Origin of the sequence: Roseburia sp. AM59-24XD (genome assembly GCF_003478445.1) — a bacterium.
Taxonomy (GTDB): Bacteria; Bacillota; Clostridia; order Lachnospirales; family Lachnospiraceae; genus Jutongia.
In genome coordinates this window covers 1-17,762 of sequence record NZ_QUET01000028.1, presented here as the reverse complement: position 1 = coordinate 17,762, position 17,762 = coordinate 1, and the positions used below count along the sequence as shown (strand labels likewise).

30 protein-coding genes are annotated in these 17,762 nt (G+C 45.2%); 1 reads left to right on the top strand and 29 read right to left on the bottom strand.

Annotated elements, in window-relative coordinates:
• Positions 1 to 12: 12 nt before the first annotated feature.
• The 24 genes from terL to DXA20_RS12765 form a co-directional block, all read right to left on the bottom strand.
• Positions 13 to 1,779, bottom strand: a complete 1,767-nt coding sequence (gene terL / locus DXA20_RS12860; RefSeq protein WP_118561303.1) for a phage terminase large subunit — start codon at positions 1,777 to 1,779, stop codon at positions 13 to 15.
• On the bottom strand, positions 1,772 to 2,188 hold the full coding sequence (locus DXA20_RS12855) for a phage protein Gp27 family protein (protein WP_243100664.1): 417 nt from the start codon (positions 2,186 to 2,188) through the stop codon (positions 1,772 to 1,774). Before DXA20_RS12855 ends, terL begins: the two co-directional genes overlap by 8 nt.
• Before the next feature lie 17 nt (positions 2,189 to 2,205).
• Complete coding sequence (locus DXA20_RS16845) at positions 2,206 to 2,334, bottom strand: DUF3486 family protein (RefSeq protein WP_243100654.1); 129 nt, start codon at positions 2,332 to 2,334, stop codon at positions 2,206 to 2,208.
• Entirely contained in the window at positions 2,334 to 2,648 is a 315-nt protein-coding gene (locus DXA20_RS12850; protein WP_118561361.1) for a hypothetical protein, read from the bottom strand. Before DXA20_RS12850 ends, DXA20_RS16845 begins: the two co-directional genes overlap by 1 nt.
• Positions 2,649 to 2,658: 10 nt before the next feature.
• A complete protein-coding gene (locus DXA20_RS12845) occupies positions 2,659 to 3,018 on the bottom strand; it encodes a hypothetical protein (protein WP_118561301.1) in 360 nt (119 codons plus the stop codon).
• A 3-nt stretch (positions 3,019 to 3,021) separates the two neighbouring features.
• Complete coding sequence (locus DXA20_RS12840) at positions 3,022 to 3,339, bottom strand: hypothetical protein (RefSeq protein ID WP_118561299.1); 318 nt, start codon at positions 3,337 to 3,339, stop codon at positions 3,022 to 3,024.
• A gap of 149 nt (positions 3,340 to 3,488) precedes the next feature.
• Positions 3,489 to 3,815, bottom strand: a complete 327-nt coding sequence (locus DXA20_RS12835) for a Mor transcription activator family protein (RefSeq protein ID WP_118561297.1) — start codon at positions 3,813 to 3,815, stop codon at positions 3,489 to 3,491.
• Between the two features lie 18 nt (positions 3,816 to 3,833).
• Entirely contained in the window at positions 3,834 to 5,366 is a 1,533-nt protein-coding gene (locus DXA20_RS12830; protein ID WP_118561295.1) for an N-acetylmuramoyl-L-alanine amidase, read from the bottom strand.
• Positions 5,347 to 5,538, bottom strand: a complete 192-nt coding sequence (locus DXA20_RS12825) for a hypothetical protein (RefSeq protein ID WP_118561293.1) — start codon at positions 5,536 to 5,538, stop codon at positions 5,347 to 5,349. The genes DXA20_RS12830 and DXA20_RS12825 overlap by 20 nt, the downstream gene beginning before the upstream one ends.
• 2 nt (positions 5,539 to 5,540) lie before the next feature.
• Positions 5,541 to 6,218 (bottom strand): hypothetical protein, encoded by a 678-nt coding sequence (locus tag DXA20_RS12820; RefSeq protein ID WP_243100653.1) that lies wholly within the window; start codon positions 6,216 to 6,218, stop codon positions 5,541 to 5,543.
• Complete coding sequence (locus DXA20_RS12815) at positions 6,218 to 6,478, bottom strand: AbrB/MazE/SpoVT family DNA-binding domain-containing protein (protein ID WP_118561291.1); 261 nt, start codon at positions 6,476 to 6,478, stop codon at positions 6,218 to 6,220. Before DXA20_RS12815 ends, DXA20_RS12820 begins: the two co-directional genes overlap by 1 nt.
• Before the next feature lie 13 nt (positions 6,479 to 6,491).
• The gene (locus DXA20_RS12810) at positions 6,492 to 6,872 is read right to left on the bottom strand and encodes a hypothetical protein (protein WP_118561289.1); all 381 of its coding nucleotides are present in this window, start codon (positions 6,870 to 6,872) and stop codon (positions 6,492 to 6,494) included.
• On the bottom strand, positions 6,847 to 7,125 hold the full coding sequence (locus tag DXA20_RS12805; protein ID WP_118561287.1) for a hypothetical protein: 279 nt from the start codon (positions 7,123 to 7,125) through the stop codon (positions 6,847 to 6,849). Before DXA20_RS12805 ends, DXA20_RS12810 begins: the two co-directional genes overlap by 26 nt.
• Entirely contained in the window at positions 7,088 to 7,552 is a 465-nt protein-coding gene (locus DXA20_RS12800; protein ID WP_118561285.1) for a regulatory protein GemA, read from the bottom strand. The genes DXA20_RS12805 and DXA20_RS12800 overlap by 38 nt, the downstream gene beginning before the upstream one ends.
• A 1-nt stretch (position 7,553) precedes the next feature.
• Positions 7,554 to 7,778, bottom strand: a complete 225-nt coding sequence (locus DXA20_RS12795; RefSeq protein ID WP_118561283.1) for a hypothetical protein — start codon at positions 7,776 to 7,778, stop codon at positions 7,554 to 7,556.
• A 15-nt stretch (positions 7,779 to 7,793) separates the two neighbouring features.
• Positions 7,794 to 8,774 (bottom strand): AAA family ATPase, encoded by a 981-nt coding sequence (locus tag DXA20_RS12790; protein ID WP_118561281.1) that lies wholly within the window; start codon positions 8,772 to 8,774, stop codon positions 7,794 to 7,796.
• Between the two features lie 18 nt (positions 8,775 to 8,792).
• Positions 8,793 to 8,951 carry a hypothetical protein gene (locus DXA20_RS16250; protein ID WP_158577236.1) on the bottom strand — a complete coding sequence of 53 codons (159 nt, stop codon included), beginning with the start codon at positions 8,949 to 8,951 and terminating at the stop codon, positions 8,793 to 8,795.
• A 1-nt stretch (position 8,952) separates the two neighbouring features.
• Positions 8,953 to 10,101, bottom strand: a complete 1,149-nt coding sequence (locus DXA20_RS18025) for a Mu transposase C-terminal domain-containing protein (protein WP_330420956.1) — start codon at positions 10,099 to 10,101, stop codon at positions 8,953 to 8,955.
• Positions 10,086 to 11,033: a hypothetical protein gene (locus tag DXA20_RS18020; protein WP_330420943.1), complete on the bottom strand. Its 948-nt coding sequence runs from the start codon at positions 11,031 to 11,033 to the stop codon at positions 10,086 to 10,088. The genes DXA20_RS18025 and DXA20_RS18020 overlap by 16 nt, the downstream gene beginning before the upstream one ends.
• Positions 11,034 to 11,047: 14 nt before the next feature.
• Positions 11,048 to 11,209, bottom strand: a complete 162-nt coding sequence (locus DXA20_RS12780; RefSeq protein WP_243100652.1) for a helix-turn-helix domain-containing protein — start codon at positions 11,207 to 11,209, stop codon at positions 11,048 to 11,050.
• Positions 11,210 to 11,279: 70 nt separating this feature from the next.
• The gene (locus DXA20_RS16245; RefSeq protein ID WP_158577235.1) at positions 11,280 to 11,453 is read right to left on the bottom strand and encodes a hypothetical protein; all 174 of its coding nucleotides are present in this window, start codon (positions 11,451 to 11,453) and stop codon (positions 11,280 to 11,282) included.
• A 19-nt stretch (positions 11,454 to 11,472) separates the two neighbouring features.
• On the bottom strand, positions 11,473 to 11,652 hold the full coding sequence (locus DXA20_RS12775) for a DUF6906 family protein (RefSeq protein ID WP_118561277.1): 180 nt from the start codon (positions 11,650 to 11,652) through the stop codon (positions 11,473 to 11,475).
• Positions 11,652 to 11,831: a hypothetical protein gene (locus tag DXA20_RS12770; protein ID WP_118561275.1), complete on the bottom strand. Its 180-nt coding sequence runs from the start codon at positions 11,829 to 11,831 to the stop codon at positions 11,652 to 11,654. The genes DXA20_RS12775 and DXA20_RS12770 overlap by 1 nt, the downstream gene beginning before the upstream one ends.
• Before the next feature lie 24 nt (positions 11,832 to 11,855).
• Positions 11,856 to 12,167, bottom strand: a complete 312-nt coding sequence (locus DXA20_RS12765) for a hypothetical protein (protein ID WP_199877079.1) — start codon at positions 12,165 to 12,167, stop codon at positions 11,856 to 11,858.
• 329 nt (positions 12,168 to 12,496) lie between these two features.
• Between DXA20_RS12765 and DXA20_RS12755 the strand changes: the two genes are divergently transcribed.
• The gene (locus DXA20_RS12755) at positions 12,497 to 12,925 is read left to right on the top strand and encodes a helix-turn-helix domain-containing protein (protein WP_118561271.1); all 429 of its coding nucleotides are present in this window, start codon (positions 12,497 to 12,499) and stop codon (positions 12,923 to 12,925) included.
• A gap of 639 nt (positions 12,926 to 13,564) precedes the next feature.
• Here DXA20_RS12755 and DXA20_RS12750 read toward each other — a convergent pair.
• The 5 genes from DXA20_RS12750 to DXA20_RS12730 all read right to left on the bottom strand — a co-directional run bounded on the left by DXA20_RS12750 (position 13,565) and on the right by DXA20_RS12730 (position 17,464).
• Positions 13,565 to 14,365: a PD-(D/E)XK nuclease family transposase gene (locus DXA20_RS12750; RefSeq protein ID WP_243100650.1), complete on the bottom strand. Its 801-nt coding sequence runs from the start codon at positions 14,363 to 14,365 to the stop codon at positions 13,565 to 13,567.
• Between the two features lie 169 nt (positions 14,366 to 14,534).
• Positions 14,535 to 15,749: a hypothetical protein gene (locus DXA20_RS12745; RefSeq protein WP_118561269.1), complete on the bottom strand. Its 1,215-nt coding sequence runs from the start codon at positions 15,747 to 15,749 to the stop codon at positions 14,535 to 14,537.
• A 59-nt stretch (positions 15,750 to 15,808) separates the two neighbouring features.
• Positions 15,809 to 16,366, bottom strand: coding sequence for an ATP-binding protein (locus tag DXA20_RS12740; RefSeq protein ID WP_158577234.1), 558 nt, complete (start codon positions 16,364 to 16,366; stop codon positions 15,809 to 15,811).
• Between the two features lie 152 nt (positions 16,367 to 16,518).
• Positions 16,519 to 16,809: a hypothetical protein gene (locus tag DXA20_RS12735; RefSeq protein WP_118561265.1), complete on the bottom strand. Its 291-nt coding sequence runs from the start codon at positions 16,807 to 16,809 to the stop codon at positions 16,519 to 16,521.
• A gap of 130 nt (positions 16,810 to 16,939) precedes the next feature.
• The gene (locus tag DXA20_RS12730) at positions 16,940 to 17,464 is read right to left on the bottom strand and encodes a hypothetical protein (protein ID WP_147403754.1); all 525 of its coding nucleotides are present in this window, start codon (positions 17,462 to 17,464) and stop codon (positions 16,940 to 16,942) included.
• Positions 17,465 to 17,762 lie beyond the last annotated feature (298 nt).

The following is a 17,762-nucleotide window of genomic DNA, read 5'->3' as shown; positions in this document are numbered from 1 at the left end:
GTCTCTCACCTCCTAGTAGGCTCCTTTTCCCATCCGGAAACGTCTCCGGATGATACTCTTGTAACTTGTCTTTATCGCTGCACCCTTGACGTTCTGTGCGGTCTGTACCGCCATCTGAAGACCGTCAGGCGCGTCATCGTTTTTCCCCATCGGGAACTCTTGGAGCTGCTTCAGAAGAGCTTTGTGTTCCCGGTTGAATTTGATGTACTTGTTCTTGATCAGTGGCTGCAAGGACTCGATGCGGAGTACCTTGTTGACACTGGACTGTATCTCCTCGATCGGAAGGTACTCACCTTCCTCTGCTGATTTCTTAGCCATGACTTCCTTGAAGTAATACTGAAATTGTACGGTCTCGACTCCAAACTTGAAGAAGCCCTTCTTGCAGTCCCTTTTCAGTCTCCGGTTCATCTCGAAGACATCCTCGATGATCACATCCGGCTTTCTCTTCTCCACAGAGGCATCTACCACATACATATAGCCGCTCTTTAACGAGACAGCTAAGTTGATGATTGAGCTTGTATCTGACTTCTTATTCTTACCCAGTGACGGGTCATTCGCTCCGACAAAAATGAACTCCGGACTTGTAAAGTCCATAAGCTCCGGCTCATAATAGTCGAACCATTCCGGATTGAATGTCGCATTGTCCGGGTCGATCGGGTCATTCTGAAGTTCTGAGTTGAAGGATGCCTCTCCTTCAGATATCTTGACTTCCATCAGGTCATAGTAGGAGAGTTTCTCTTCCCACAGTACCTCGGTACCGAGCAGCATATCTGCCTCATGCTCTTCATAGAACTTCCGGGCGTGTGCTTCGTGGTCTTCATCGAAGAGGTTGGTGTAGATACTCTCCCATTCATCCCACAGCTTGGTATTGACTGCCTCCGAGATCACCGCCCGGTACTTTTTCGCCTTGTATCTCGGGTTTTGGAGCACGTTGTTGAGCAGCGAGTCATAGTGTAGAATGGTTCCAATGTACATGATGTCCGTGTAGGTATCTCCTGCCTTCGAGACAGCCTTCTCAAACCAACTCTTCAGCTTTCTTCTCTGCTCCGGAGTGTTTACATTCTCATCATTCTCGATATCATCCAGTACAATCAGGTCGGGTCTCCAATTCCGGTGTCTTCGTCCTCTGACTTTCTTTCCGGAACCGATTGCCTCCACCTTGATATTTGTAGATGTCAGGATAACTCCCGATCTCCATGCCTTATCACCCTTCAGGCTGCCAAAATCCATGATAATGTTCGCGTTTTCCTCAAGCTCCGTCTTGATATCCTCAAGGAAGCCTTCCGCCTGCTCGGAAGAATCCGACAAAATGATGATATAGTGCTTGTATCCGTACAGGATCGCATGGAGATCGTCCTTGAAAGTGAAGTTTGTGGACTTCGCATGACCTCGAGGAGCTGCTGTGACATTCCTTGACCCCTTCATCCGGGAGATTGTCCTCGCTTCCTTTGTTGGGTTCAGGTCTTTCATAACCCCTTTTTCCCATATCTCATCAAGTTCCTCATGGAAATGGGGGGATTTCCTGATGAAATAGTGTGGAAGATATGCCCTTCCGAAGTAGGACAGGTCAAACGCCGCCAACTCTTTCCGGAGACCGTGCTCGCCCATCACAGGCTCACCTTCCCGGTACCGTTTATTCAGTTTTCTGCGCTCTTCTGCATGGTTCGTGCCTCTGAGAACGTATTCCTCGAAGAGTTTGGTCTGATATTCCTCATTGTTCTTGATATCAACATCCTCTTCTTCATCCAGTTCCCGGAGCCAAGCTTCAATATCAATCATCCTGCATCATCCTATCCTTTGCTTTTGTCAGAATGGTCTTGAGCATCCTGACTGACTCCTCATCCTGCTTGATCACCTTCATCATGTCAGCTTCAAGCTCTTGGAAGGCGATATCCGCCTTTTTCCTCATGTCCTGCTTTACTCTGTCCTTATACACCTTTGTGCGTGACAGTGAGGCGATCAGCCTGCCTGCTTTATCCAGTGGCATCTCATCCCACTCTTCCTCCGCCGTAGCCACCTTGTTGAGCAGTCCGTTCATGGTCAGCATCATGGCAGCTTCCGTGTAGTCCGCATCCGGGTTGCTCTTCACCGCCTGTATCAGCCGATCTGTCTGAGCCTGTGCCTCGAGGAGCCTCTGCATTGCTTTGTTGGAGCGTGTGGCATACCTTCCGACACTCGACTTTGATATCTCATAGCCTTCCTGTTTCAGGAATTGCTGATATATTCGTAGCTGTTCGATGTATCAGCAAGCATCACATCCACTTTCGTGTGTAAATCTTCAGGGAGCTCGTCAATTTTGGAGTTGATTCTCTGCTTGTTTCTTTTCTCACCCATCAGATATCAACTCCATTGTCATCGGTTGTTCCTTCGGCAAGGTCAACGCCTGCTTTGGTGAGCTTGATGACTGCATCATTGGCATAGGCATTGTAGGCTGTAACCTTTTCCTCCGTAAATTCGATGTATCCGGCTCCCTGAAGATAATCAAGATACTTGCTGATGTCCGGGGATATAATGAGTCCGGCTGCAATCATCGCATTGGATAACTGTCTTGTGAGGGCTGTGTTGTTGTATCCCTTCACTAGGCACCGGATGATATATCCCCTGATCGCCTTGTTCTGCTTGATCTCTGCTTTTTCTAAGTCATTCACTTTGTTCACCTCACTCTTTTCTGTTGCTCTGCATCAGGAGCTTGTCGATCTTTCCGTCAATGCTCCTCATCCTGTCCTCCACTCCGTTCATGGAGCGGAAGAAGTCCTCCCGGAGTACGAACGTGGTAGCAAAGTCCCCTTTGATGTTGTTCAATTCCTGCTTGATGTTTGCTATCTCTCCATCCGTTTCGTCTTCCAGTTTGTCGATTCTCTTATTGACTTTCTCATCATTCTCTTTTATCTGTTTCTTGATCTCTTCTGTGTTCTCACTCAGCTTGTTGAACCACGAACGTATAAAGAACACAAGGACGCTTCCTCCGAGGGCGATCACTCCTGCCATAACGTCCGAAAAGGTAATGACATAATCCATAGGTTATCCCTTTTTGATCAGCTTCTCTGCAAGCTCCGTCACTCTTTCCCATCCATCCATTGCCACCAGTGCCACGATAAATGCTGCCACAAAGGACGCGAAGACCATGTACCACTCAATAGGCTGCTTCAGGTACTGCATCATGCCAAGCATCGCTACCGGGCATAACACGAGGGACAGGCAGATCACGACAAGCGCGGTGGGAACCTTCTTGTCGAACCATTCCCATTTCTTGAGTGCCTCTGTGATGACGGACACCACAAACGCCAACACTCCGATGAAGAGAATGTACTGTGAAAAATCTGCTGTTAAATTTGCCATGTTTACCAACTCCTTTGACTAAAATTTTGAGAATGCCGTAAACGCAATAAGAGCATGGATAAAATCCATGCTCTTATCTTACCCTGCTCTTCAGGGACGTTATAGGGGAACTGTTTCCGTAGGTTTTTTCCCATTTTAATTGTCACAAATCATTCTGTCGGGATATCGAATATGGTCATCTGCCCGATCATGGGCTCATCTTTGATGATGTTGGATATCTGCTTTGTGGTCAGGTTGTACTTCTCGGCAAGCTGCTTCAGATTGTACCCGTTCCACTCCTTCTTGATTCGTCTGTTTCTTGCCGGGGCGATGATGTTCTCTATCTTGGGGAAGTATAGTTCATCGCCTTTGGCGTAGTCGCTAAGTTCTATAAACTTATCAACTCCAATGATCTCCACTACAGGGCGGTAGCTCTCTGAGATATCATCTATCTTCGTCTCCCCGATGAGCTGCCTTGTCAGTTCGTCTACGTTCATCTGTATCCTCACTCCTTATCATGAGGCTTTCTTACAGAACTCCAAGCTTATCCATCCGGCTCCGGACTTAAGTCTTCCCCATCCGTTCTTCTCTTCAACGATGGTGTACTTGTTCTTGTGTCCTTCCTTTTCCCGGATAGCTCCTACCTTCTCACCGTTTGGTGTCTTCCTGATGTTGAGTACATCAGTTGTCGTGGTGATGAGGTATGGTACAAAGGCTTCTGTTGTCTCGCCTGTCTTCTTACAGAACTCTAAGCTTATCCATCCGGCTCCGGACTTCAATCTTCCCCATCCGTTCTGTTCCTCAACGATGGTGTACTTGTTCTTGTGTCCTTCTCTTTCGCGGATAGCTCCCACGATACTTCCGTTCGGCTTATCCCTGATACGGAGTGCCTCTGTAGTCGTGGTGATGAGGTACGGCTTGAACTCTGTCGCGTTCTCCTGTGGTTTCTGTGGTGTCTGAGGCTGCTGAGGTGTCTGTGGTTTCTCATCCGCCTTGGTTCCTGTGATCGCTGCCAGTATGGTGAGTATCTTCTTACCGTATCCGGCTCCGGCAGCCCATCCCTTCCCTTTCGGGTTCTCCTGAATACCTAAATATTCCACATACGGGGCACTGCCTCTCGTCACATATTTGAAGCGTGGGTCAATGCATTCCCCTTTGAGCTTCACTGTATTGGCGTATGCCTTCAGGTGCTGTATCTGTGCCCTGATACCAAGCTGTGGGGTATTGAAGCTGTTGCCTGTCATTCCATTGCCTGTCACTCCCATGCCACAGAAGTTGTTCTGTGAGAGCTTCACAGCACTGCCGGAGAAGGTGAAGTTCCCGGTCTCAAGGCAGCTCTGTGCGAAGGCGATGTCTCCGCGGATATTCTCCGCCTCTCCTTCAGATAAATAGAAGGGAATCATATCAAGGACGCTCTGCGGCACCTTTGCATTCTTGGCTTTGATGTAGGCTGTCATCTGTTCTGCCGTAGCCACAGCTTTTCCTGTGATCTTTGTCATCTTACTTGTATCTTCTGTCCCTGCTCCGTCCGTGGCGATCGCTTTCTTAAACGCATCCCATACGTGCTTGGTCGTGTTGTAGACGTAAGGGTTCGGGCAAATCTTTCCGGTAACATCGTAGTGACGGATAACATGATCAGCCGGGACGTTGTACTTCTTCATCAGGTACTGTGTCAGCTCGATCGCGGATGCCACGGTCGCGTCCTCAAAGTACCAATCCTTGGAAGTGTCTGCCTGACTGCCCTTGTTGCGGACACAGAGCTCGATGCCGATAGAGTTGCTGTTCCTGCACTCTGCGTGCTTGTAGCTCTTAGCTCCACAGTGCCATGCGATATCCTCATCCTCAACACTCTGCCATATCTCACCCTCAAAACCTACAAAGTAGTGGGCGGATGCTCCGAGGTACTTGGAAGCATAATAGTGGCAGTTCGCCCACGCGCCTCCAAGAGCCCCCACATAGTGGATGACGATATACTTGATACGCCCCACATTATTTGCATTTGTGAAGTTGTATGGTGTGAGGAGTTTCTCAATCTTTGGTGCTGTCATCGTCCACACTCTCCTCTCCGAAGAATCCCATATCATCCGGATTCATGCTGTTGCGGAATGCCTTGAGCTCTTCCTCGGACATCTGTCCGACCTTCTCCTGAAGCTCCGCAAGCTCTTCAGGGCTCATGTCCTTTGTGTGCTCACTGCGGAGCACCTTTGTCTGTTCTGCCATGTCTATTCCTCCTCTTTATAATCTAACGTGATGGAAGTCTTAGTCTCCACAAGGATGCACTTCCTGATCTCGTTGATGGTGTTGTCAATCAGCTCTTCCGGAAGGAATGCCCGGATGAGCTCCGCATTCTTGATGCGGTAGATGTACCACAGTTCCACATCGAAGTCCGGAGCCGATTCCCCATCCTTTACTCCTCCAAGAAGCACAGATGTGAGGGTATCCTTATCCTTTTCAAAATCGCCCTTCAGCTTCTTGAGCAGGAGTTTCTTCTGCTTATCGTCCGGTTTGAGTGGCATCTGATCAAGGAACTCTTCCAGTGACATCTCAAAGGTGTAGTCCCCGGTGAAGATTGCTTTGAGCATCTTCTCAAACTTGCCGTCACACTTGTACTTGGTCTCCGTGTTCTCTTTGACCTTTGTCTTCCATACACCCTCTCCAACCAATTCCTTGAGCTTGTCCGGATTTAAGATGTCAAGGCTCATGCTGTCCGTGACAGCCGCACTGCCTTCTTCTCCATAGAACTTCACAAACTTCACGTTGTGGTCATCCATGATGCTGATGCCTCTTGCCTGAAGCTCTGCTTTGTAGGCATTGGTGAGGGCTCTGTTCTCCTTGCCCTGCTTGTCAAGCTCCACAAGGGCTCCGATCAGTTCCTCTGTCTTCATGTTCTTTGCATCCACTACTGTTCACCTCTTTCTCTTTCAAATCCTGCGATCGCTTTTGCCGCGCATCCCGGACAGATTCCCTTTCCGTGGAACTGTTTCACCTCTTCAGTGGTTCCGCAGAAGATGCATCTCGGTGTGTACGGGCTTATCGTGATCTTTCCGCCATCATTCTCCACAATCATCGGGTCTTTGCCCTCAATACCAAGCTCCCGGCGCATTGCCACTGGAATGCTGATAGAGCCGTGGCTCGTCATTTTCTTGTACGCTGTGCTCATGTGCTGCTCCTTTCTAGGCATCTAAGATGTCTTTGATGTACTCATATTGTTCACCCATTGTATAGGTGTCCCTGCCTTCCTCTTTCAGCTTGTCCCGGAACTCCTTGAGCCGGAGTGCAAGCTTCAGGGTCTTCGCCACTCCCACCGCTTCAGGAGAGGCTCGCAGGTGCTGTTCTGTATGCCCGAGCATGATGCTGATTGCCTGATACAGGAACACATCCCATGCATAATATTCCGCATCCCTTCCGTTCCATTCTTCCCGGGCTTCCTCGATATACTTCTTCCGGTTTAGCCTCGGCTTGTTCGGTGGGACGATGCCTTTCTCCTGAAGCTCTTTCTTAATCTTGGCATTCATAGCTTTTTGTGCCTTAGTCATAGTCTTCCTCTTCGCCATACTCCACCTCCTCGTTATTGACTTTGAGCTTGCCCTGTTTAAGCTGATCTTCAAGGCTGATCATAGATTCAAGGTGGACATCGAGAAGGTTTGTCTTAACCTCTTCGATATCCACGCCTCTCGCGATTGCCTCCTGACCGACCAACATCTGAAGATATCCGGACAGGGTTGCAAGCTCGACCATGCTGATGTTCTCCATCTCGCACCGGATATCATCATCCCTGACTGTTATTGTCAGCCTGCAATCCTTCATCCTGCTTCTCCTTCCTTGCAGCCATGCTCTTGAGAGCTTCGATCAGCTTGGAGCACTGCTGATAGTTGAGCCACTCCACGGAGCTGACCTTGAACATCTTCATGCACAGTCCGTTGACCCTTGCAGGCTTCTCCCAACCGAGTTCCTGTGTCAGCTTATAGACCTTCTTGCGCTGATTCTCTGTAGCCGGGTTCCCTGATCTTCGTCTCTTGGTGCTTCCGTTCTTGCCCTTCGCGCTATCCTTCATATTGAGAAGGACGCGGATACAGGTATTCAGTTCCCGGTTGTTGAGTTCCTTGATGCTGTCTTTCCCGGTGTGTGCCTGCACTACAAGGTGGAGGTCTTCATCTGAGAGTCTCAGCTCCGGGCTCTTGGCAATTCCCCACAGCTTCCGGATGCCTGCCGTTGTATCTGCTTTTGCTGCCATATTACCCCCTCTTTCTCCTCTCGCTTCCTACCGTTGCCGCTGCTCCTCTTGCGTACCCTGTAAGAAAAGCCGGAATCTCAATCTCCTTGCACTGATTCACAGTCTCAGCCTGCACGCTCACATCTGTGTATCCGTGGTTCTGAATGGCTGCATAGATTCCCTGAAGAATCTCAAGCCCGATCTCTTCCTCATACTGTCCATTGATAACAATACTCACTTTTTTCATGCTGCTCTCTCCTTCCTATAACATCATCATGCTTGATGCTTCGCTAACGATCTTCAGTGTCACTTTACTCTCTCCGCGTTCCTTCAGGACACGGAGCACGTTGTTGAGTGTTCTGTCCAGTAAACGGAAGCAGCCGTTGTTGTGGTTTGTTGCCCTGCTGATCAGCTCGCCCATAGCTGCCTCATCAATGTCAAAGCCTTCCAAGTAGTCCATGACCTCATTCTGATTCAGTCCTTTGAGCTTATAGTAGAAGTCCATGCGGTTTGCAAAGCGTGTCAGGGAACTCTTCAGCTCTGTCTCAAGTCTTGGCTCTCCTGCGATCACGATGCCGACATCGCTCTGATCGAAGATTCCACGGAGTATCTCCATCTTCTTCTGTGTGTACTTATTGATGAGCTTGTCTGCCTCGTCAATGATCAGGAGATATCCCTGATTGACGTTGAAGAACTCTCGGATGCGGTTCACGCGGCTCCATATGGTTCCGCCTGTGCTCCTCGGCATCCCGAGCTCCATCTCGATCGCTTCCACCAAGTCCCGGCAAGCCATCGTATCATCGCACTCGATATATGCCACTCTCTGAAGCTTTGCATACTTCTTGAGTGCGTGGGTCTTGCCCTGTCCGGACTTTCCGACAATGATGCCGAGTCCGATATTCTCCTGACAAGCTTGACACACTCCGATGGTATTGATGAAGTCCCGGCTCTCGAAGAACTCAACCTTCGACTTCAGCTTCAGTCCGGTACCTTCCGTTGTCTCAGGTGTTTCCGGAACTCCTTCCATGCCGCCGCTTGCGAGCAGGAACTCCGTGATCTTCTTTTCAATCTCTGTCGGGTCAGAGCCGTACTTCCCATTGAGGTACTGGCTCAGTGCCGGACGGGAGTAGTTCATCCGCATCGCTGCCTCTGCCTTTGTCATCTTCAGTTCTCTAAGTCTCTCGTTCATCTGTTCTGCCAGTGTCTTCTCTGTTGTGTAGGTCTTGCTTTCCAATGCTTCCATAGTTACAACCTTCCTTTCTTACTTTCTCAACCGTTTTCTTCGTATGATGCCGCGTCTGATGTTCTTGACGATCTTATCAAGCAGTACCAATACTCCGCATAATGCAAGGAATATGATGGTGCACGCTCCGATGACCGCAAGTACCATGACGAGCACAAAACTCTGATATAATGTCATCTTAATCTCCCATAGCCCGGAGCTTTCTGAGTGCGCTCTCGGCTTTATTGCTCATATAGCTGCTGTCTTCTGTTTCTTCTTTCTTGTCTGCCCGGAATCCCTGAGAGTAGGTTCTGTCATCCGGCATGGCGATCACTTTGCCTTTCTGCTTCTGCTTACCCTTCATCAGTTCGATGCCGCCTGTGGTCTCATTAAAGCCAACATACTGCTCATTGATCTCCTCAAACGGGATGCGAGCCTCTTCAAGTCTTTCCCTGTCGCGTTTCTGCTGACGTTTCTGCATCTTCAGATGTTCCTCAAGAGCCTTCTGTGATACCTTCGGAGCTACCTGAAGCAGTTCCTGACAGTAGGCTTCACAGACCTTCTTGCCGTTCTTATCAAATACATACAGGGTGCTCATGTCATCCGGGTCGTACTTGATATCCATTTTCCTTCCGATGTAGTCACACAGCTCGTCTGATCGGTACTCGAATCCCCACCGAACAATTCCGATGTTTCTGACAAGCACGTTCTCTGACTTCATCATCAGAAGTGTTGCATAAGACTTCGGCGGTGCCGCTTTGAAGTATCTCTCCTCATTCATAAAGCAGTCATATGGGGTCTTGTGCGTTTCCTTGGCTTTCTTCAGTCCGCCATGCTCTGTGTGCATATAGACCTCAGTCAGCCATTTGTGCCATTCCTCATAGAACTCTTCCATCGTCAGGAGCTCTCCGTTCTCACACATCCTCTTGATGTCCTTTGTCACCTTATCGGATGTCTTGGAACCCGTCAGTGTACCTGTGTAGCTCTTGAACCACTTCGTGAACTTATTGCACACCGTCCGGAAGAATCGCTCGATCTGACCCTTGCTCCAAGGCTCATAAGGGAGGGCTCTGTGGTCATCCTTGATACCAATGGACTTGTAAAAGCCCTTGGTCGTATCATCGAAGTCCATGCCGCTCCGGTCGTTCCTGTCGCGCCCGGTCATCGTCTTTGCCGTGTAGTCTTTACCGTTATCTATGTAGAGGTACTCCGGAATGCCTCCCGGTTCCGAGTACATCATTTTGAGAAGGGACTGCTTCAGGATGTCACTGTTTGCATCCTTGCAAAGGACATCGCCCATGATTGCCCTGCTCCTCATGTCAACCCATGCCGCTAAGTGCGGCTTGATCGGGATAACCTTACCGTTCGGCTGCTTGTATGCAACCCAACAATCGAGGTATGCTCATCACCCATGACGATCTGCATGACCTTGAGTCCGCTCGTGTCACGGCTTCCTTTGACCATAACCTTGTTCTTGTATTCCCTGCTTCCTTTTGATGCCAAGAAGTGGGCGTTTTTCATTCCCTCATCTTCCATGAGGTATGTGATGTATCTCGTCACCGTCTGATAGGACGGTATCTTCTCCCACTTGTTGACGTTGGCTACCAGTGTCAGCTTCTCATACAGCATCTCACGAGTTCCAAGGTTTGCCGCAAAGTCTTCGTTGAACCATATGTTCTTGATCACCTGTTTGACCTCCGGCTTGATGCTCGGGAAGGTACCGGACTCTTTAGGCTTCCGGCACAGGCACAGCACTTTGAAGAACTCGAACCCGACACCGGACTCCTTCTGAAGCTTGTCCGCCCATGCACAGGCTTCGTTGTACGCCTTCACATATCGGTACAGCGTTCTCTTGCCTGAGCCGAGATGCTCCTGAGCGTACTGCTCGGCATATTCCGTCTTGTTCGCTCCGTCATACTGAAGAAACTCCCTGATCACATTGCCGAGCTCCATGCCCTTGTACCACTGCTCTCTGTAGTTTTCAATGTACCAATCCACATCCGCCTCGACATACCACGGGGCTTCCGGCTCCGGCTGTGCTTCGCCCTCCGGGGAAATTGTTCCGGAAAGTTCTTTCAGCTTCGCCCGTTCCTTCCACGCGTTCCTTGCCTTCTTGGATAAGGATGCAACTGCCACCAGTACCGCGTCCTTGCCTCCGTTCTCTGACTTCTCAGTCATCGTGTCGAACTTGTCCGGGTTCCGGTTCAGCCGCTGTGCCATCGTCTTGTACTTCACTCCTTCAAGCTCGGCAGCCTCAATCAATGTGACATATTCAGCCAAACGTCTCACCTCCTTCATGCTGCTACTTCAATGTCTAAAACCCTCGATATATCCTCAAGGTACTTCTTTCCGCTACGCTCACCGCACAGGATTTTGTGTAGATACTGCTTATTGCATCCGATCAAAGCAGCAAGCTCGACCTGAGTCATACCCTTGTCAATAAGCCTTTTCTTCACTTGTTTCCCGAGGCAGTCAGCTCCATCTGCTTCGCTTTCATCTACTCACCTCGCTGTAGTTCTTACACTCTCAGTCCTGCTTCTGACAGCCTACAGCCTCGCCTACTTTGTGAATGATAATGGTACCTTTTGGGGGTCGATCTTCTATCACCCCGACTGCATACGCATTCATTTGGTTCCTTGTCTCTTCATAAGTAAAAAGCCTCAGCTTCTCGCCTGCCTCTATGTATTTCTGTTTCTCCACTACAACCTACCTTCCTGACCTACAGCTCTTTGGAGATCGTCCTCTGCTTCGGCTTGCTTCCAACCTTCTTCAGGGACATCCTGCTCACAATCGTGAGGGAGTCCGGCAGATTCTTGACTACAAGCCAACTGTCCGGGTTCAATCCATGAGCCTTCATGATCTTCTTCTGTTCCAATGTAGGGACTTTTCCATTCTTCATCAGTATTCCACCTCCGTACTGTCAATGATTTTGTCAATTACGTTGAGAATACCGTCAAGCTCGGCAGCCTCTTCCTCAAGTTCCGCCTTCTTCTCAGAGACGATCTCAAGTTTGGCATCGAGCTTTGCCCTGTGCATCGCGAGGAGTTCCATTTCCTCCCCGGTCAATCTGTACTTCATTGCTTCGCCACCTTCCTATATCTATCAGATACGGAGCTCCTGAAGCTCTGCCTCAAGGTCTTTCATCTCGGCTTTGCGTGTGGCAAGCAACTCTGTGAGTGTCTCTATCTCAAGCCTGCATGATGTCATCTTCTCTTCCACTTCTTTTGCTTTCTTGGCTCTTGGTTCCATATCCCTGAAGAGTGCCATGCCAAAGCTCTTATACAGTTCTGCTACTTCGTCCTTGCCGGACACGTTTCTAATTACCGGATGGAATTGGTAGACGAACTCGATGAGCTTGTAGTCTTCATCGCTGACCGTGCTTTCAATTCGTTCCTCGAACTCATGCTTCTGCATCCGATACCTTCCTTCCCGGTGTGATTACCACACCAATGATCTTTCTGATATGCTGCCATGCAGTACGCTTCATGTCTGCATGATCTGCACATTTCCTCGGGAGTCATACTCATTCCCCTTCCTGTTATCCATTCCTTTGTCCTGACCCGGACGATTTACCTTTATTTTCCGGAGAACTCCGGTTGTGAATTTCAGAAATGCTTGATATAATTGTTGGGTTACAAGTAACCCCCTTGCAAGGATAAGTATATCTCCGTATCCGGAGAATGTCAAGAACATTCTTCATTATTCGGAGAATATTTTCCGCATCCGAAGAAAGAGAGGTCTATATGGAAATAATTATGAAGAGTATTGGTGAAAGAATTAGAGATAGAAGAAAAGAGTTGCACCTCACGCAGAATGACATCAAGTCCGCTTGTGGCATATCCTCCGGGGCGTTGAGTGAGATTGAAAACGGAAACCGAACACCATCAATTATCATTTTTCATGCACTGTCAGAAGTTCTTCAGTGTTCTATGGATTGGTTGGCAACCGGAAAAACTCCGGATGCAGAGAATGCTATCATCTCCTCATCCGAAGATTTTAGATCAGAGGTAGAAGTGGAACTCCTGAAGGGTTTCCGTCAGCTCGATCAGGACGATCAGGATGAACTCATGGGACTGCTTGCCCTGAAGCTCCGCAAGGTAAAAAGGGACGGAGAAAAAATGGCAACATTATCCAATTCAGACGATGGTGAAGTGAGTGACAAATTGGCTTGATTTTTTTGTGGTCTTTTTGGGTTACTTGTAACCCTTAAAGCCTCAAAAATGTGTAGAATTGCTCCGGACGGAACTATTTCACGAAAAAACGGAGAAAAGCCCCATTTTAAGCCAATTCTACATAGCTTTTCGCGTGGTTCCGTTTTGTAGAATTGCTCCGGACGATTTTTCGCTCCTGATCTACCGGACGAATAACGCAAAATAACGCTCCGAAAATGGGGCGTTATTCGTGAAAACCCTTGTATTTACTGGGTTTATCCACATTTTATGCACATTGAAAACAGAATATCAGTAACGCGGTAACGCCACGTTACAACGCTTCGGGCATTTCAATCTGATCACCCTCGTGCTATAATATCCTTACAACCTAACCAACCAACCGGAGAGGGGCGCAAGTGCTGATTATTCCAATGCTTTCAGGCACTTCCGCCTCTTTCTTCTTGATTTTACGCACGAAAAAAGACACGCGGACAGTTTTCTCATTATTCCTGTCACACGCGTCTCACTTTTTCCTCGGTCGAATCGTCAAAACCCTTGTATTCTCGGGGTTTCCCGTCATTTCCCGGGTTCTCTCCACTGATCTCATGTTGAATGTCCCTTTGTGTCAGTTATTCTGTTAAGTTACAATCACCATAAATGCTAAAATTTCTTTATCAAAATCGCTTTATCCTCTGCTGAAACATTCATAGCCTCCATCGCCTGTTCCGCAGAAATTTTCATATTTTCCATTAAACTTTGAATAGCCTCAAACAACACTTCTATCCTTTCCCTGTCAAGTCGCTCTTCCATTGCTTTGCACATTTGACTTCGACCTCCTTCCGTTTCCTTAAAATGTCTAACAGGCTTTTGCAATGCTTCATAAAACATATCAATTGCACTGGTACATCGAAAATCGTGCATCAGTCTACCAACAGGATCATCGTCATTTTTATAACTACCATTCACATATATGATATGTGATCCATCATTAAACAATGCTCCTGTTTCCCTAACTATTCGCTCGATGTGATACATTGGTAATCCCTGTCCCATAAAGTCATTTTCTGTAATAAAAATGACATATGAATCATGAATTTCCTTAAACTTCTGTTTCGCCTCCAACATTCTCGTATCAAGCATGCTACTGTGAAATCTTGCCCGGTGAACATCTGCCCCCGCATCCGCACGCTGTACCTCGATATTGTAAATCTTGCCCTCAGCATCCTGTGCATAAATATCAAGCTCAATTGTTCGACCACCGGTAACTGGACTTTTATATTCTCTCTGTGCTATCACTTCAAGAACTTTCAAATCAGTCCGTCCTAAAATAATATTTAGAACCAACTCCGTCGCTTCTATATTGCGGTCAAATACCATCGTCATAAAGTCATCATCTAACAGCCGGAATCCAGCAAGCATTTTGAGATTTTCTTCTGTAATCTCGTTTTTACTTTGTGCCACTGCAAATCTCCTCTCAGTTGTGTTTATTATAAGCTTTTTCTCTTGTCAACTCAATATATTTTTGAATGTGTAGATAGAATGCTTTTAACAATTAAGTAAACATGTCAAAACCATGTACGGATTCCAAATCCAGAATCGTATCACTTACTATTCCAAGCACTCTTAACCTCTATTCTATTACAACTCCAAGCACCTCAACTAAAAAAGTCTTCAAATTGATAATCTCCATACTTTGGATAGTTGCTGTCCCCTCAGGCTGCAAGCAAAAACTTGTGTATGGTTTTAAGTTAAACTCTTCATTATTCGATTCGAAATTATCATTTTTATTTATTTTCAATGTTGTTTTAAACGGTTCTATATCCTCCACTATTTCATTTTTTGCAACATCCAAATCATAGCAAATAAATTTGTAGATTAATCTGAATGGATGATTGATCTTTTTGGTTAATGTACCTTTTAATTCTATATACTTTGGAGATCCCATAACATCCACAACAAAGTCAATCCCTTTTGTTGTATTGTAATCCAGCAAGCTAAACTTAAATAAATCTGGATAGTGTTCCATTATTGTAAGCAACACTACAAATGTCTCCGACTCCGAATATCCACTTTTATTTTTAGTTGGCTCCAATATTTCTGTTCCATCTGGCAAAATAATCTTTTTTCTTGTCTTTCTTGCATTATATCTCTTTTTCAGTTCTTTAGCATCCGAATCAATAGATGAAATTGTTTTCTCCATCAGCTCCCAATCTTGTCTTTCTTGCATTGCATCATTCACTCTTTTGCTTTTAAACACCTTATTTACTTCTTTTTTTATCAGGTCTAGCTTTTCAATATCAGTATTTCTTATAGAACCACGGTTGGCCGTTAATTGAAAATCATCACAATCTATAAACGCCTGCATATATGTATAAGAGCCAACACCTTTTCCTCCAACAAGCCAGTCATCAACTTTTTCAACTGGAACACCACCTTTGCAAGCCCACAATCCATACCTTTCCCCATCCGTATGATTTTCTTCTGTACTAGCTCTCCCCTGTTTTGATAGTAACAAATCATACCTTCTCTTTGTTTCATATCCTTCCAAATTGATAATCAGCTTAAAGGAAAGACTTCCCGTTGTTATAGTTTCATTATAAACCATCTTACTATAAAACATGTATGACGCCTTATTACTTCCAATTTTCTTTGCATATTTTTTCATGGCAGTGTCCGTTACTCTTTCATCTGGAAAATAATGTCCTAATGAAATTTCCTCAAATTTTCCTAATTCCGTATCCACAAATTTGGGAACAGGATCACAATCACACAAATCTTTGTATTTTTTCTGGAAATTTTCTTGTAGCAGTCCACACAAATATAATTTGATATTTTTGTTTTTCAATTCTTCATTATATGCCGTCTCAATTGTACCTATAATAGAGTACCACCTGCAATAATCTCTTAAATATATATGGTTAATTTAAACCTTGTATATTGCGTTCCAAAATATCTGGGAGCAATAATTCTAACACAGAATCCTGACACCCAATCATTTGGCAAAGAAATCCCCAGCTCTGACGGTTCCATGAAATCTGAATAATGTAATTCATGTTTTTCTGCAATTTGTTCTATAGGCTTTTCCATCTTAACAGCCCAATAATCTCCATTTTCCGTTTTTGAACATATGTGCACCTCGTCCGCATTAAAAAACACTTTTGACCCATGACCTTTATAACCATGTTTTCCGTTAGGAACAAAATCCTCCGTTATTTTACTTGAGTTAGCAACATCAAAAAAGGAAGCTATCTTTTCTCTCAATAACCCATTACCATTATCTATTATGTCTATAATCAAAGAGCTTCCACTAATTTTACGCTGTTCATAAACTTTAATATACATTTGGGTTGCATCTTCATCAAAAGAATTTTGAATACCTTCTCGGAAAATTTCCAAAGGATCCCCAAAATCTGTAATAATTTGGTAAAGCTCATAGCCTTCGTTTACTCTAACTTTGCTCATAAATTCCTCCAATCTATAATGTGTTTTATTACAATTACAATCCCACATTATTCCTTTATCTTTATAATGCGCACATTATATGTTTTACTTGTACAAGCAACAATTCATATTAAAATTATATCAAATAACCATCATCTTTACAGTTTCATATTTTAAAAGAAATTGTATATCGATAAAGAAAAATCTAATAACGATGGACGGTTACGCAAAACGATTACAACACAATCTCTTGAGGTAGAAATCAAATGATACGCCGTTGTATTACTTAACGGATCTACATTATGCTCAGCACCAAGCGCAACTCCAATATATCTCGCACCCTGCTCAATTAATTTAACACTGTCAGGGCTGTATGTAATTGCTACCTCATTAGAATCATTTTCATCTTTTGAAATTTTCAAAACATTTTTCGCCATTTCTAGGTCATTTAAATCACTACTCATTTCCAGTCTTCTTTCCGTCTCCACCTAAGATATATGGTTATTAATTATTGTGACAATGCCGTAACTTTTCTAACTTCATAGTATGGCTTAGAATTCGAATATCTTTATTTTCATATAAACCAGTACTCTCTTACTTAACTACGATATCGATTTTACTCTCAACATTCATCTCTAAATGTACTACTCGCTTATTAGTTACAATTTCTAATTTGTTAAGATTACACTGAGCCAATTCCTTTACCTGTGAATCCACCTCCCTAACATTACCTGAATCGATAAGATTTCCATCATCATTACCGATAATATTGCTAATTGCTTCATCGTCATCTTGTGGAATATCAAATATATCTTCCACATCCATCTGATTATTTACCTTATGTTCTCTGTAGAGCAAATAACCCAAAAAACCTACCATTGGTCCCGTAACCAACAATGCAATTGCTACAGGACTATTTTTTGTTATTTGTTTCAACTTAATCTGAGTATCAGATTCTTCCCCATTTTTATACATCTGATCCGCATTAATAATTTCTATAGAATGTACTTCCTGATGATAGATTCCTACAATAGGTCTGTCAAAACGATTGTATGTGTAAGTAAATTTTTTTCTACTTTCTATCATGATTTTTTCAAATCGATTTCTGTTCTTTCTCAAACATGGTTCCTTCTGACTTTCAAGATTAGTAATTATCATATCTCTCCTTTCGGTATCTGGATATATATGTCTTTCAAATCACTCGATTTCTGTTCTTTCTCAAACATGGTTCCTTCTGACTTTCAAGATTAGTAATTATCATATCTCTCCTTTCGGTATCTGGATATATATGTCTTTCAAATCACTTCATAAACTTGTTCTTTTGCTCCATCTAAACAAAATCTCAATTAAGACTGTTCCACAGACCCAATTTAAATAGCACAGAAAAACTATCTGACAAATAAATACTTCTAATTCT

What these genes read in the sequence shown, in the direction of transcription:
- DXA20_RS12825 (WP_118561293.1), bottom strand. Translation starts at nt 5,538, where the DNA reads ATGGCAGAACAGACAAAGGTGCTCCGCAGTGAGCACACAAAGGACATG.
- DXA20_RS12810 (WP_118561289.1), bottom strand. Translation starts at nt 6,872, where the DNA reads ATGGCGAAGAGGAAGACTATGACTAAGGCACAAAAAGCTATGAATGCC.
- DXA20_RS12755 (WP_118561271.1), top strand. Translation starts at nt 12,497, where the DNA reads ATGGAAATAATTATGAAGAGTATTGGTGAAAGAATTAGAGATAGAAGA.
- DXA20_RS12840 (WP_118561299.1), bottom strand. Translation starts at nt 3,339, where the DNA reads ATGGCAAATTTAACAGCAGATTTTTCACAGTACATTCTCTTCATCGGA.
- DXA20_RS12845 (WP_118561301.1), bottom strand. Translation starts at nt 3,018, where the DNA reads ATGGATTATGTCATTACCTTTTCGGACGTTATGGCAGGAGTGATCGCC.
- DXA20_RS12770 (WP_118561275.1), bottom strand. Translation starts at nt 11,831, where the DNA reads ATGAAGTACAGATTGACCGGGGAGGAAATGGAACTCCTCGCGATGCAC.
- DXA20_RS12815 (WP_118561291.1), bottom strand. Translation starts at nt 6,478, where the DNA reads ATGAGCACAGCGTACAAGAAAATGACGAGCCACGGCTCTATCAGCATT.
- DXA20_RS16250 (WP_158577236.1), bottom strand. Translation starts at nt 8,951, where the DNA reads ATGACATTATATCAGAGTTTTGTGCTCGTCATGGTACTTGCGGTCATC.
- DXA20_RS12805 (WP_118561287.1), bottom strand. Translation starts at nt 7,125, where the DNA reads ATGAAGGATTGCAGGCTGACAATAACAGTCAGGGATGATGATATCCGG.
- terL (WP_118561303.1), bottom strand. Translation starts at nt 1,779, where the DNA reads ATGATTGATATTGAAGCTTGGCTCCGGGAACTGGATGAAGAAGAGGAT.
- DXA20_RS12775 (WP_118561277.1), bottom strand. Translation starts at nt 11,652, where the DNA reads ATGAAGAATGGAAAAGTCCCTACATTGGAACAGAAGAAGATCATGAAG.
- DXA20_RS12790 (WP_118561281.1), bottom strand. Translation starts at nt 8,774, where the DNA reads ATGGAAGCATTGGAAAGCAAGACCTACACAACAGAGAAGACACTGGCA.
- DXA20_RS12735 (WP_118561265.1), bottom strand. Translation starts at nt 16,809, where the DNA reads ATGAGTAGTGATTTAAATGACCTAGAAATGGCGAAAAATGTTTTGAAA.
- DXA20_RS12765 (WP_199877079.1), bottom strand. Translation starts at nt 12,167, where the DNA reads ATGCAGAAGCATGAGTTCGAGGAACGAATTGAAAGCACGGTCAGCGAT.
- DXA20_RS12795 (WP_118561283.1), bottom strand. Translation starts at nt 7,778, where the DNA reads ATGAAAAAAGTGAGTATTGTTATCAATGGACAGTATGAGGAAGAGATC.
- DXA20_RS16845 (WP_243100654.1), bottom strand. Translation starts at nt 2,334, where the DNA reads ATGGGTGAGAAAAGAAACAAGCAGAGAATCAACTCCAAAATTGACGAG.
- DXA20_RS12835 (WP_118561297.1), bottom strand. Translation starts at nt 3,815, where the DNA reads ATGAACGTAGACGAACTGACAAGGCAGCTCATCGGGGAGACGAAGATA.
- DXA20_RS12740 (WP_158577234.1), bottom strand. Translation starts at nt 16,366, where the DNA reads ATGAGCAAAGTTAGAGTAAACGAAGGCTATGAGCTTTACCAAATTATT.
- DXA20_RS12830 (WP_118561295.1), bottom strand. Translation starts at nt 5,366, where the DNA reads ATGACAGCACCAAAGATTGAGAAACTCCTCACACCATACAACTTCACA.
- DXA20_RS12800 (WP_118561285.1), bottom strand. Translation starts at nt 7,552, where the DNA reads ATGGCAGCAAAAGCAGATACAACGGCAGGCATCCGGAAGCTGTGGGGA.